12 protein-coding genes are annotated in these 13021 nt (G+C 70.9%); 4 read left to right on the forward strand and 8 right to left on the reverse strand.

All coding sequences use genetic code 11. The features are described from left to right. The first annotated feature begins 29 nt into the window (after nucleotides 1–29). Together ACIOHP_RS17890 and ACIOHP_RS17895 are read left to right on the forward strand one after the other, a co-directional pair. Nucleotides 30–1376 carry an MFS transporter gene (locus tag ACIOHP_RS17890; protein WP_401888460.1) on the forward strand — a complete coding sequence of 449 codons (1347 nt, stop codon included), beginning with the start codon at nucleotides 30–32 and terminating at the stop codon, nucleotides 1374–1376. 255 nt (nucleotides 1377–1631) lie between these two features. After that, nucleotides 1632–2006, forward strand: coding sequence for an RNA polymerase-binding protein RbpA (locus ACIOHP_RS17895; protein ID WP_010046329.1), 375 nt, complete (start codon nucleotides 1632–1634; stop codon nucleotides 2004–2006). Nucleotides 2007–2111: 105 nt separating this feature from the next. On the opposite strand, the gene fxsA is transcribed toward ACIOHP_RS17895, so the two are convergent. From fxsA to ACIOHP_RS17915, 4 genes are all read right to left on the reverse strand, one after another. Further along, entirely contained in the window at nucleotides 2112–2666 is a 555-nt protein-coding gene (fxsA, locus tag ACIOHP_RS17900) for an FxsA family membrane protein (RefSeq protein WP_361487431.1), read from the reverse strand. A 78-nt stretch (nucleotides 2667–2744) separates the two neighbouring features. Beyond that, entirely contained in the window at nucleotides 2745–3539 is a 795-nt protein-coding gene (locus ACIOHP_RS17905) for a polyprenol monophosphomannose synthase (protein WP_361555495.1), read from the reverse strand. A gap of 536 nt (nucleotides 3540–4075) precedes the next feature. Continuing rightward, nucleotides 4076–5674: an amidohydrolase gene (locus tag ACIOHP_RS17910; RefSeq protein WP_401888463.1), complete on the reverse strand. Its 1599-nt coding sequence runs from the start codon at nucleotides 5672–5674 to the stop codon at nucleotides 4076–4078. A 79-nt stretch (nucleotides 5675–5753) separates the two neighbouring features. Beyond that, complete coding sequence (locus tag ACIOHP_RS17915) at nucleotides 5754–6194, reverse strand: Lrp/AsnC family transcriptional regulator (RefSeq protein ID WP_030677853.1); 441 nt, start codon at nucleotides 6192–6194, stop codon at nucleotides 5754–5756. Between the two features lie 269 nt (nucleotides 6195–6463). Between ACIOHP_RS17915 and ACIOHP_RS17920 the strand changes: the two genes are divergently transcribed. Continuing rightward, the gene (locus ACIOHP_RS17920) at nucleotides 6464–6898 is read left to right on the forward strand and encodes a hypothetical protein (protein ID WP_361487425.1); all 435 of its coding nucleotides are present in this window, start codon (nucleotides 6464–6466) and stop codon (nucleotides 6896–6898) included. Nucleotides 6899–6927: 29 nt separating this feature from the next. Here the strand turns inward: ACIOHP_RS17920 and ACIOHP_RS17925 are convergent, their stop codons facing one another. The 3 genes from ACIOHP_RS17925 to ACIOHP_RS17935 all read right to left on the reverse strand — a co-directional run bounded on the left by ACIOHP_RS17925 (nucleotide 6928) and on the right by ACIOHP_RS17935 (nucleotide 10665). Then, nucleotides 6928–8022, reverse strand: a complete 1095-nt coding sequence (locus tag ACIOHP_RS17925) for a phosphotransferase family protein (protein ID WP_401888467.1) — start codon at nucleotides 8020–8022, stop codon at nucleotides 6928–6930. A 29-nt stretch (nucleotides 8023–8051) separates the two neighbouring features. After that, nucleotides 8052–9152 carry a hypothetical protein gene (locus ACIOHP_RS17930; RefSeq protein ID WP_401888470.1) on the reverse strand — a complete coding sequence of 367 codons (1101 nt, stop codon included), beginning with the start codon at nucleotides 9150–9152 and terminating at the stop codon, nucleotides 8052–8054. A 340-nt stretch (nucleotides 9153–9492) separates the two neighbouring features. After that, the gene (locus ACIOHP_RS17935) at nucleotides 9493–10665 is read right to left on the reverse strand and encodes an acyl-CoA dehydrogenase family protein (RefSeq protein ID WP_361555509.1); all 1173 of its coding nucleotides are present in this window, start codon (nucleotides 10663–10665) and stop codon (nucleotides 9493–9495) included. 336 nt (nucleotides 10666–11001) lie between these two features. On the opposite strand from ACIOHP_RS17935, the gene ACIOHP_RS17940 reads away from it, so the two are divergent. Then, entirely contained in the window at nucleotides 11002–12240 is a 1239-nt protein-coding gene (locus ACIOHP_RS17940; protein WP_401888472.1) for a glycoside hydrolase family 18 protein, read from the forward strand. 65 nt (nucleotides 12241–12305) lie between these two features. Here the strand turns inward: ACIOHP_RS17940 and ACIOHP_RS17945 are convergent, their stop codons facing one another. Then, on the reverse strand, nucleotides 12306–12968 hold the full coding sequence (locus ACIOHP_RS17945) for a helix-turn-helix domain-containing protein (protein ID WP_327715845.1): 663 nt from the start codon (nucleotides 12966–12968) through the stop codon (nucleotides 12306–12308). Nucleotides 12969–13021: the final 53 nt, after the last annotated feature.

Raw genomic sequence — 13021 nt, forward strand, 5'->3', positions numbered from 1 at the left:
CTGGGCGCGGGACCAGCGAGGGGGCCGGGTTGGGCATCGACGCCATACGGACGACGGGCGCCGACGAGGCCGCCGAGCGACGGCGCGAACAGCGCGGCTGGTACTTCTACGACTGGGCGTGCTCCGTCTACTCGACGAGCGTGCTCACCGTGTTCCTCGGCCCGTACCTGACCTCGGTGGCGGAGAAGGCCGCCGACGCGGACGGATACGTCCACCCCCTGGGCATTCCGGTGCGGGCCGGTGCCTTCTTCGCGTACTCGGTGTCCCTGTCCGTGATCGTGGCCGTGCTGGTGATGCCCCTGGTCGGGGCGGCCGCCGACCGCACGGGCCGCAAGAAGCCGCTCCTGGCGGCCGCCGCCTACACCGGGGCCACGGCGACAGCTGCGATGTTCTTCCTCGGCGGCGACCGCTATCTGCTGGGCGGCGTCCTGCTCATCGTCGCGAACGCCGCGTCGGCCGTCGGGACGATGCTCTACAACTCCTACCTCCCGCAGATCGCCCCGCCCGAGGAACGCGACGCGGTCTCCTCCCGGGGCTGGGCCTTCGGCTACGCGGCGGGCTCGCTGGTGCTGGTGGTGAACCTGGTCCTCTACACCGCCCACGACTCCTTCGGCCTCTCGGAGGGCATGGCCGTCCGGATCTGTCTGGCGTCGGCGGGGCTGTGGTGGGGTGCCTTCACCCTCGTACCGCTCCGCAGGCTGCACGACCGCCGGATGCCGCAGCGGGAGCCGACCGCGCCCGGCTTCCGCCAACTGGCGGCCACCGTCCGCGACATGCGCCGCCACCCGCTGACGCTCTCCTTCCTGCTGGCGTACCTCGTCTACAACGACGGCATCCAGACCGTGATCTCCCAGGCGTCCGTCTACGGCTCCGAGGAACTCGGCCTCGGCCAGTCGACTCTCATCGGTGCCGTCCTGCTCGTCCAGGTGCTGGCGGTGGCGGGCGCGCTGGGCATGGGCCGGCTGGCCCGCGCGTACGGCGCGAAGCGCACGATCCTCGGCTCCCTGGTGGCCTGGACGCTGACCCTCGCGGCCGGCTATTTCCTGCCCGCCGGGGCGCCGGTGTGGTTCTTCGTCCTGGCCGCCGGAATCGGCCTGGTCCTCGGCGGCAGCCAGGCCCTGTCCCGCTCCCTGTTCTCCCACCTCGTCCCGCCGGGCAAGGAGGCCGAGTACTTCTCGGCGTACGAGATGAGCGACCGCGGCATGAGCTGGCTGGGCCCGCTTCTGTTCGGGATCACCTACCAGCTGACGGGAAGTTATCGGGACGCGATCATCTCGCTGGTGATCTTCTTCATCCTGGGGTTCTGCCTGCTCGCACGGGTTCCGGTGCGCCAGGCGATCAGCGACGCGGGGAATCCCGTTCCGGAGAAGATTTAGCGTTCAGCGGCAAAGGGCGGTAGTGTACGCGTTTGGCCTGCCAGGCGTACCGTTACTGCGCGTCAAAGATGCCGAAACGCTGGGTGACATCTGCTAGCAGATGTGACAAAGCGGGCGTAGGTGGGTACAACAAGGGGCGGCTACGACGGCGACGCATGACCCGGAACGGGAATCTTTACCGCCGACCGGACGTTGACCGGATGACGACGACAGCGACACCTGTCCTGTGGGCGACAAGCCCGGGAGGCACGATTCATGAGTGAGCGAGCTCTTCGCGGCACGCGCCTCGTGGTGACCAGCTACGAGACGGACCGCGGCATCGACCTGGCCCCGCGCCAGGCCGTGGAGTACGCATGCGAGAAGGGACATCGCTTTGAGATGCCCTTCTCGGTCGAGGCGGAGATCCCGCCGGAGTGGGAGTGCAAGGTCTGCGGGGCCCAAGCACTCCTCGTGGACGGCGACGGCCCTGAAGAAAAGAAGGCCAAGCCCGCGCGTACGCATTGGGACATGCTGATGGAGCGGCGCACCCGCGAGGAACTCGAAGAGGTCCTCGAGGAGCGCCTGGCCGTTCTGCGCTCAGGGGCGATGAACATCGCGATTCACCCCAGGGACAGCCGCAAGTCCGCGTAGTCCCGCCACGGTTTGGCGGAACACAACGCAATATCGAGACCGCGGGCGCCGTACTTCCTGTACGGCGCCCGCGGTCTCGTGCGTTCGGCGCGAGCCGAGCGGGGCTCAGCCCATCAGCGGAGGACGCGGCTCCCGGGGCGCGTCCTCGGGCTCGTCCCGGATGACCTCGCCCTGGACGACCTTGCCGTCGGGGCGTTGCATACGGGCCTGCTGGAAGGCATCCCCCAGGGTGCCCGGGGCGGCTTCGCGGAGCTTGCGCTCGAAGGTGCGCTCCGCACGGCGGGCGATGACCTTCTGGACCGGCGGGATCAGCAGGACCAGGCCCACCGCGTCCGAGATCAGACCGGGGAGCATGAGAAGCAGCCCGCCCAGCATCAGCAGACCGTTGCCACCGCCGCCCGAGGGGGCCGTGCCACGCTGCAGGGCCTCGTTGAGGTTCTGGAAGGCCCGCCGGCCCGCCCGCTTGATGACCACCGTGCCGAGCACGAGACCGGCGAGCAGCAGCAGGAACACCAGGAATCCGCTCGTGGCGCCTGCCACCACGGTCAGCAGCCAGATCTCCAGCACCAGCCACGCGGCGATCCCCAGCGGCAGGAAGGTGCGCAGCCGGGAGCGCGGGGGCCGGGCGGGGTACGTCGGGGTCGGAGCACCAGTCGTCATGTGTCCAGTGTGCCTGGGCACGGCTCAGCGCGGGATAAGGGGACGATCAGCGGGACCTGTGCGGCCGTGGAGCCGCTGTCAGGCCTTCTTGTCGCGGCCCAGCACCTTGCCGACCCGCTCCCCCACGCCCCACGTGGTGACCCGCCACAGGGCCTCCACGAGGATGTCACGGCTCATCTTGGAGTCGCCGTGCTCGCGCTCGACGAAGGTGATGGGGACCTCGACGACGTGGTAGCCGGCCTTGATCGCGCGGCGGGCCAGGTCGACCTGGAAGCAGTAGCCCTGCGAGGCGACCTCGGTGAGACCGAGACCTTCGAGGGTCTCGCGGCGGAAGGCGCGGTAGCCGCCGGTGACGTCCCGGATCGGGACGTCGAGCAGGACGCGCGAGTAGAGGCTGCCGCCGCGGGAGATGAACTCGCGGGACTTCGGCCAGTTCACGACCCGGCCGCCGGGCACCCAGCGCGAGCCCAGGACCAGGTCGGCGCCCTTGAGGGCGGTCAGCAGGCGGGGCAGTTCCTCGGGCTGGTGGGAGCCGTCGGCGTCCATCTCGACCAGGACGCCGTAACCGTGCTCCAGGCCCCAGGCGAAGCCCGCCAGGTAGGCGGCGCCGAGGCCCTCCTTGCCCTTGCGGTGCAGGATCTGGACATGATCGTCGGTGGCTGCCAGCTCGTCGGCGAGCTTGCCGGTGCCGTCGGGGCTGTTGTCGTCGGCGACGAGGACGTGCGCCTCGGGGACGGCCTTGCGCACCCGGCCGACGATCGACTTGATGTTCTCCGCCTCGTTGTAGGTCGGAATGATCACCAAGGCGGTGCCGAGCGGGCCGAACTGCCTCCCGTGGCCCTGTGCCGCGAGGGTCCCGTCGCCGTCGTTCACTGCTGCCCCTTCAGGTTCGTACGCAGGCGTCCACCATAGTGGTCGCCGCCTGGGCCGACGTGACAGGACGTTCGTATGGTGGTGTCGTTTTAACAAAAGCGGGGTAAGAACGCGCTTCTCGGCAGCTGTGCGTCCTGCGGATGGGGGCCCGGCGCCCTTCGGGCCGACCTGGGACCCGCTGGCTGCGGATCGACCGAAAGCCGTTGTCTACTGAGCGCCCGGGCCCCACCCGGGTCACACCTCCCCGACCGGCCGGAACGTTCCCTCGCGGCGGCGCGGGCGCTGAGCCTGGCTGCCAGTGGCGGTGCCCGGTGCGGCACACCGTCCCTGACCCAGCGGCGCGGCGACGAGTTGACGGACGTTCCCCGGTCGGGCGTCCGGTGGTGGACTGGGCCGAACCTACCGGCCCCCTGCCGTCAGCTGTCAACAGCCGTTTGAGCTGCGCATCTTCAGTCAAAGCCCTGGTCAGTGCGGAGGATACGCAGGTCGCGAGACGGGGCGGCGGCGCCCGATCGGAGCCTCGCCACCCCCGGAGATCACTCGCCCGGCCGTACGAACACGGTCCGGCCGCCCACCACGGTGCGCAGGCAGACCGGGAGGTCGGCGCCGGGCGACAGATCGGGCAGGCCGGGGGTGCCGGAGCGGGGGTCGGTCGACCAGCGGGCGACCCGGTCGTCGGGGGCCTGGACGACGAGCTCGTCCGTGCGCCACACCGCGTAGTCGGCGGGCGCTCCGGGCACCAGGACGCCCGCGTCGTCCCGGCCGATCGCCCGCCAGCCGCCCCGCGTATGGGCCGTGAACGCGGCGCGCACGGAGACACGGTGCCCGGGCGTGCGGTGGAAGGCGGCGGCGCGGACCGTGCCCCACGGGTCGAGCGGGGTGACGGGGCTGTCGGAGCCGAAGGCGAGCGGCACGCCGGCCTTCAGGAGGGCCGCGAAGGGGTTCAGGGCGCGCGCCCGCTCCACGCCCAGGCGCTGGGCGTACATGCCGTCCTCGCCGCCCCACAGCGCGTCGAAGGCGGGCTGTACGGAGGCGGTCAGGCCCAGGTCGGCGAAGGCGGCGATGGTCTCGGGGGTGAGCATCTCGGCGTGCTCGACGCGGTGCCGGGCGCCGCGGACACGGGCCAGGCCGACCTTCTCGGCGGCGGCGCGCATGCCCTCGACCACGGAGGTCACCGCGGCGTCGCCGATCGCGTGGAAGCCCGCCTGGAGGCCCGCCTCGGTACAGGCGACGACGTGCGCGGCCACGGCGGCCGCGTCCAGGTAGGCGGTGCCGGTGTGCTCCACGTCGGTGTACGGCTGGTGCAGACAGGCGGTGTGGGAGCCGAGGGCGCCGTCGACGAACAGGTCGCCGGCCGCGCCCAGTGCGCCCAGCTCCCGCGCCTTGTCGACGTCCTGCTCCGCCCAGTAGCCGACGACCCGCGGTCCGGCCTCCTCGGCGGCGAGCCGCAGCAGGCCGGTGAAGTCGTCCTCGGAGGAGATCTCGGGGCCGGCGCACTCGTGGACCGAGCCGATGCCGAGGGAGGCGGCCCGGGCGAGCGCGGTGCGCTGCGCCTCGACGCGCTGGGCCGGGGTGATCGCGGCCAGGGCGGTGGCGCGTACGGCGTGGTGGGCGTCGGCGGTGAGCGGGCCGTCGGGGCGCCCCAGGGACGTCATGTCGAGCAGGGCGGTGGTGACGACCGCCGAGTGGACGTCGATACGGGACAGATAGAGCGGGCGGCCTCCGGTGGCCTCGTCCAGCTCCGCGCGCGTGGGCGGCCGTCCGCCGGGCCAGCGGGCCGCGTCCCAGCCGTGCCCCAGCAGGACGCGGTCGTCCGGGCGGGAGCCGGCGAAGTCCCGCACGCGTGCGAGGGCCGCCTCCAGAGAGGGTGCGTCGGACAGGTCCAGGCCGGTCAGGGCGAGCCCGGTGGAGGTGGTGTGCACATGCGCGTCGGTGAACGCGGGCGTGACCAGGGCACCGTCCAGATCGACGACCTCGTCGACCCCGTCCGTGAAGGCGTCGGCGGCACCCTCCGAACCGACCCAGGCGACTTGGCCACGCTCGACGACCATCGCGGTGGCGAAGGGATCGGCGGGGCTGTGGACCTCTCCTCGACGGAGCAGGACAGTCTTGGGCGCGGGGCTGGACTCACTCATGGGGAACAGTCTCGCGTGTTGTCCGGACGGTCCGGGACAGGGGGCGCCTTCAGTGCCGCACCCGCCGACGGAACACCCCTCAGATCCTCGGTGGGCGAGCCTCGTACGGCGTCGACAGCACCACGGTCGTCCGCGTCGACACCCCCGCCAGCGACCGCAGCCGGGCCAGCAACTCCTCCAGCTCGTGCGGCGTGGCCACCCGGACCTTGAGGATGTAGTTCTCGTCGCCCGCGACGCTGTGGCAGGCCTCGATCTCCGGCACCCCCGCGAGGCGCTCGGCGATGTCGTCCGGCGCACTGGGATCGAACGGTTTCACCGAGATGAACGCGGTCATGGGCAGCCCGACGGCCTCGGGGTCGACGACGGCGGCGTACCCACGGATGACGCCACGCTGTTCCAGCCGGCGCACCCGCTGGTGCACGGCCGACGTGGACAGGCCCGTGGCCTTGCCGAGGTCTGTGTAGCTCATCCGCCCGTCCTTGACGAGCAGCTGCACGATCTGACGGTCCAGCTCCTCCATGGCGCAAGAACCTACAGTGCCGTTGATCTCCTCGGATACCTGAGCGGCGCAGGTCATACCCGGTTCGTGATGTGGCCGAGAGCTACCTGTGAGCCATCTGAGGGACAAAGCGGCCGCCCCGGGCATCTGCAAGCGGCATGTGACGAACGCCACAGCGCCCGAACGGTCTCCGTGATGTTCTCGTGATTACCGCCGAGACGGGGCGGGAAGTGCTTGCTGTGGTCGAGGCCGCAGTGCCGTTCACGGCCCAGCCCGAGGGGGAGAACCCAATGCAGAGTCTTAAGCGCCCTGGTCGTACCGCACCCAAGCGACTCCAGGCGGTAGTCGAGCCCGAGCCGGAGGGCGTCGAACCCGACGCCCTCGACGACGAACTCGACGCGTACGACACCTTCGAGATGTTCCGGGTGGTCTGCCCGGACTGTGCGCAGCCCATCGCGCTGCTGGCGGACGAGGAGGTCCTGCCGGAGCATGCGCTGTGCGCGTCGCCCTGGAACCCGTTCGGGCTCACGGTCTGCGCCGGCACCGGCCGCCGCGCCTCCGACGCGCGTGCCGCGGACGAGGACCTGGAGCCCCAGGAGCAGGACACCGCCCTGCTGTTGACGCTCCCTCAGGGCCTCGACTGGAGGACCCAGCCCTTCTCGCACGTCGGCGGACCGGGCTCGCGCCCCATGAGGGTCCCCGTGATGCGGCGCCACGCCGCCTGAGCGCACCCCGGTGGCGGACACCGCGTCGCTCAATCCCAGTAGCTGCCCTGCACCATGGCTCGCAGGCTGCCGTGGTGCAGGATCAGTGTGTCCGGGTCCGCCGGGACGACGGCTTCGCCGAAGTGCACCTGCCGATAGGCGACACGCAACATGACGACGGCGTGCCGCAGGGCGGCGTACAGCGTGTGGAAGTCCATGTCCCGGGGCGTGTGGCCGGTCAGTCGGGCGTAGCGCGCCTCGACGCGGTCGCGGCGGAAGAAGTCCGGCAGGCCGCGCTGTCCGAAGCCGACCGTCAGGTCCTGGAAGAAGCGGTGCAGGTAGATCGTCCAGCCGAGGTCCACCTCGCGCGGGGCGAGTGCCGCCATCTCCCAGTCGAGGACGGCCGCGGGTTCGAATCCGTCGTAGACGACGTTCCCGATGCGCGCGTCACCCCAGTTGAGGACAGTCGGGCCCGGATCGGCGGGCCAGAGGTGCTCCAGCCGGTCGAAGGCGTCCTCGATGAGCGGTGAGCGGGCGAGGCCGTCAACCACCCATTCGTAGTAGGCGCGTTGGGCGGCGACGTGACGGCGCAGCGCGTCACCCTCGCCGGGCAGCTCGAGGAACTGGGCCTCCGGCAGGGGCACTTGGTCGTGGAGCCGGGCCAACAGGCCCACCGAGGACGCCTCCAGGCGCTCGCGCTCCGCGTCGCTCGCCGTGTGCAGCCAGTTGCCCTCGTACGTGTAGGGCATGACGTCCGGCGGCACCCGCCCCTCGACACGCTCCATGACGAAGAACGGCGCACCGAGCGGGCCCGGGTCCTCCTCCAGCCACAGCACCTTCGGCACGGGCAGGTCCGAGTGCTCCCCCACGACGCGCATGGTGCGGTACTGGCGGACCATGTCGTACACCGGGAAGACCGTGTAGGCCGCCGGGTCCGCCGCGAGCCGCAACGCGCAGGCGCGCAGCGGGGGTTCGGGGTGCTCGATGTCGAAGAGCAGGGTCTCGCTGGACATGCCGTTGGACGCGGGGACGGTGACGCCCACGGCCTTGGCGCCGGGCAGGCGGGTGCCGAGCCAGGCGGTGAGGCGGCGGGCGATGTCCTCCGGGTCGCGGGTGCTGGTGCGCGGGCGAGGTGCCGTCGTCATGTGGTCAACCCCCTTGTGGTGCACCCGGCTTACGGTGCAACCGAGTCGAAGCCGGTGAATCCGCTCGGGTCGTGCCGCCCGAACGAGCCGTGCTCGAAGATGCCGTGGCCGGTCCGGCCGTCGAGGCGGAAGCGGGCGGCATGGTCGGTGACCCCGTACGCGGCCAGGGTGTGTGGCAGCGTGAGGTCGTAGGTGCGCCGGTCGGTCCAGCCGTGGCCGCGCCAGGTGCCGTGCTGCCAGTCGTCGGCGGGCGGGTAGCCGGCGCCGATCGCCAGCGGGGAGGAGGTGAGGATCTCGACCTCCAGCTCCTGCGGTTTGCGTACGTCGCCGAGGTGGACGAGGGCGCGTTCGGGGTGGCGGGTGCCGGAGCGGTAGGTGATCTCGGGCTGGGGCCAGCCGAGTTGGCGGTCGGGGTGGCCGGGGCGGACGAGGGTGGCGTCGTTGAGGAGGCGGTAGCCGTCGGCGTCCTCCTGGACGATCACCATCAGGAAGCGGTCCGCGAAGCGGACGGGGCACCAGAGCCAGTGGAAGCCCTCGGTGGGGTGCTCCTCGGCGAGGCGGCCGCCTTCCTCGCCGGGAACGGGGCGCACGCCCCAGCTGCGGTCGCGGGTGCCGGTCCACTCCGTGGCGGTGACGTGGAACTCCTCGCCTCCGGCGCGCACAGCGCCCGTCACGCCGCCCGCCTGGACGAAGCGGCGCCCTTCCAGGGTGAGCCGACCGCCCCGGCGCTGCACATGGTGGGGTTCCCACAGTGCGGGGAAGGCGGCGGTCCAGGTCAGGTCGTACGACAACGAGTCGTCGTCGCAGACGAGGCGCAGCCGGTGCAGCGGCTGCTCGACCTCGATCCTCAGCGGCCCCACCACGAGCCGCATCCGGTCCTCCCCGAGGGCGTCCGAGGCCCGCACCGCATGCAGGGTGTCCCCCACCCGCAGCGTCGCGTAGGCGTCGATCACCCCCAGGTTCGGGTACACCCCGAGCCCCACGATCAGCAGCGCCCGCCCCTCGTGATCGAGGACGTGGAAGATGCACCGGTCGTAGGCGTTGCGGTCCCCCGTCGCCACGTGCTTCATGGAGAGCGGCACCTGGTGCACCGGGTACTCGTCGAGCGGTACGGGACGGTCGTCGGCCACGGCGGACCTCCCTGGAGGCGGCTGGGCTGACGGTACGTCAGACCGCCGTAGGTGACCAGATACGTGTCGCACGACGTCCGCGAACTCACGGTCGATTCCGTCGGCGGGTGACCTGTCCGGCCGCCACCGCGTTGCCCTGGTATGACCCCCACATATACAGCGACCGGGCGTCAACGCCGGGTGTTCGTGCCGCCGCCCGCAGAATCGGTTCCGCCGCCGCAGGACCCGCCCATCTACCGGGATCTGATGCGCACCTGGGCCGACCGGGGCCGGACCCTGCCCGGGCGCCACGACCCGGAGTGGGTCCGGCTCGCGGCGCCGCAGGTCAGGCCGGGTCAGTTCAGCGGGTCTCCGGACCCGCTAGGTGACGGGCGATGACCATCCGCTGGATCTGATTGGTGCCCTCGACGATCTGGAGGACCTTGGCCTCGCGCATGTAGCGCTCGACCGGGAAGTCCGCGGTGTAGCCGTATCCGCCGAGGACCTGCACGGCGTCGACGGCGACCTTCATCGCGGTGTCGGTGCAGTGCAGCTTGGCCATCGCGGCCTGCTTGGCGAAGGGCCGGCCGGCGTCCCGCAGCCGCGCCGCCGCCAGGTACAGCGCGCGGCCCGCCTCGATCTGGGTCGCCATGTCGGCGAGCATGAAGCGCAGTCCCTGGAAGTCGGCGATCGGCTTGCCGAACTGCCGTCGCTCGGTCGCGTACGCCACCGCGTGGTCCAGTGCCGCCTGCGCCACGCCGATCGCGCAGGCCGCGATGCCGAGCCGCCCGGAGTCGAGCGCGGCCAGGGCGATCGCGAAGCCCTGACCCTCCTCGCCGATGCGCCGGTCGTCGGGGACGCGGACGCCGTCGAGGTGGACCTGGGCGGTGGGCGAGCCCTTCATGCCCATCTTCTTCTCCGGCGCCGCCCCGCTCAGCCCCTCGGCGTCACCGGGCACGAGGAAGGCGGTGATCCCGCGGGCACCCTCCTCGCCGGTGCGCGCCATGACGGTGTAGAAGTCGGCGATACCGCCGTGCGTGATCCAGGCCTTGGTACCCGTGATGACCCAGTGGTCACCGTCCCGCACGGCCTTGGTGCGCAGACTCGCGGCGTCCGAGCCGGAGGAGGCCTCGGAGAGGCAGTACGCGCCGAGGAGTCCGCCGCCGAGCATCGCGGGCAGATGCTCGGCCCGCTGCTCCTTGGTGCCGTAGGCGGCGAGTGCGTAGGAGGCGAGCGTGTGCACGCTGACGCCGAGGCCGACGGTCAGGCGGGCCGCGGCGAGTTCCTCGAGGACCTGGAGGTAGACCTCGTAGGGCTGGTCGCCGCCGCCGTACTCCGAGTCATAGGGCAGTCCGAGGAGTCCGGACCGCGAGAGCAGGGTGAACACCTCACGCGGGAAGCGTCCGGCGTCCTCCTCCTCGGCCGCCTTCGGGGCGATCTCCTGCTGCGCGATGTCGCGGACGAGTGAGATCAGCTCCCGGGCCTCGTCCGTGGGCAGTTGACGATCCACCGGCTGCGGGGCGCGGTCGGGCATGGGGACGCTCTCCTCCCTGTGTAGGGCACATCGGCGTGCGCCTTTGGATGGGGGCGGCTCCGCCGGGTCTTGCTGAGGGCTTGGCCGATGGTCGCACTTTCGGGTCTCGGAAGCTGTTGACCAGCGGGTCTGCGCTGTGAGTATGCCCGATCGGAGCCATCGAGTCACCAGTTAACGACCGCTTACTTCAGGAAACCTACCCGGAATCCAGGCGTCCTCGAAATTGGTCCGAACCATTGACGGACTGGTCTAGTCCTCCTACTGTTCCGAACCAACGCTTTACCGCGTCCATGCCAATCGACACACGTTCCCTCACCCCCCACGAGGAGACACTCGATGCACGACTCCCCTCGTCCCCGCACCCGGTTCCGGGCGCTTGTGTCCGCCGCGTGTTGCGCGGTCCTCGGCGCCGGACTGCTCGCCGGCGCGGGCACCGCGACGGCCGAACCCGCGGCGAAGCCCGCGGTGAAGGCCGGCTCCAAGGTCGTCGGCTACTTCACCGAATGGGGCACCTACGACCGCAAGTACTACGTCAAGAACATCGAGACCTCCGGCTCCGCGGCGAGGCTCACGCACATCAACTACGCCTTCGGCAACGTCACCGGCGGCAAGTGCGCGATGGGCGACTCCTACGCGGCCACCGAACGGACCTACACCGCCGCCGAGTCCGTGGACGGTGTCGCCGACACCTGGGACCAGCCGCTGCGCGGCAACTTCAACCAGCTGCGCGAGCTGAAGAAGAAGCACCCGGGCCTGAAGGTCATCTGGTCCTTCGGCGGCTGGACCTGGTCGAGCGGCTTCGGCGAGGCCGCGAAGAACCCGGCCGCGTTCGCGCAGTCCTGCTACGACCTGGTCGAGAACTCCAAGTGGGCCGATGTCTTCGACGGCATCGACATCGACTGGGAGTACCCGAACGCCTGTGGCAACACCTGCGACACCAGCGGCCGGGCGGCCTTCAAGAACCTGATGTCGGCGCTGCGGGCCAAGTTCGGCTCCGGCAACCTGGTCACCGCGGCGATCACGGCCGACGCCACCCCGGGCGGCAAGATCGACGCGGCGGACTACGCGGGCGCGGCGCAGTACGTCAACTGGTACAACCCGATGACCTACGACTACTTCGGCGCCTGGGCGGCGACCGGGCCGACGGCCCCCCACTCGGCACTCACCTCGTACAGCGGCATCCCGCAGGCGGGCTACCACACGTCGGCGACCATCGCGAAGCTCAAGGGCCTCGGCATCCCGGCCTCGAAGCTGCTGCTCGGCCTCGGCTTCTACGGGCGCGGCTGGACCGGCGTCACCCAGTCGGCACCGGGCGGCACGGCGACCGGCCCGGCTGCGGGGACGTACGAGGCGGGCTTCGAGGACTACAAGGTGCTCAAGGCGAAGTGCCCGGCGACCGGCACGGTGGGTGGCACGGCGTACGCCAAGTGCGGGAACAACTGGTGGAGTTACGACACCCCGTCGACCATCGCCACGAAGATGACGTACAAGAACCAGCAGGGGCTGGGCGGCACGTTCTTCTGGGAGCTGAGCGGGGACACCACGGGCGGTGAGCTGATCAAGGCGATCAACTAGTCGGGCCCGAGCGGGACTTGGGGCGGGGGGACCACGAGCCCTCCGCCCCTCTCCGTCGTCCGGCCTCAGGTGTCCCGGCGCGCCGGGGCGGGGGCCGGGTAGTCGGGGTCCAGCTCCTCGATCGCGCGCATGGTGGCGCCGAGCGTCTTCACCAGGAGCTCGCGCATGGTGTCCCGGGTGAGCTGGGCCGGGCGGTCGATCCAGTCGAGCGTGGCGCCCTCGACACTGCAGACCCAGGCGAACAGGCCCATGCGGGCCAGCGGTGAGATGTCGGTACGGCCGTACGCCCCGTCGGCGATGGTCGCGACGATCGCCTCACGCACACTGTCCCGGATGGCGTGCACCTCGGCGTCGAAGCCGACTCCCCCGCTGACGACGGTGCGGTACGCGGCCTGGTTGTGCTCGGCGAAGCGCAGATAGCTGTCGATCGTGCGCTGGACCCGGTCCACCTGGGGCAGTTGGAGGCCGCTCGCCGCGAAGGTGACCAGGTCGGCGACGGAGTCCTGGATGATGGCCAGGTAGTAGCCGCGCTTGGACTGGAAGTAGTAGTAGATCAGCCCTTTGGCGACATGCGCCTGACGGGCGATGTCGTCCATCGAGAGCGCGTCGTAGGACGTGTCGGCGAACAACCTCCGCCCGATCGCGATGAGCTCGGCTCGGCGTGCGACCGAACGATCAGTTCCGCGCGCCTTGGGACGAGCGCCGTCACGCTGCTGGCTGATATTCAATTTCGACCCTGGTCTCAACGGGGCGGGACACCCGCAGTATGTCAGGTCAACTA

Source organism: Streptomyces sp. NPDC087859 (assembly GCF_044742595.1).
Lineage (GTDB): Bacteria > Actinomycetota > Actinomycetes > Streptomycetales > Streptomycetaceae > Streptomyces > Streptomyces canus_F.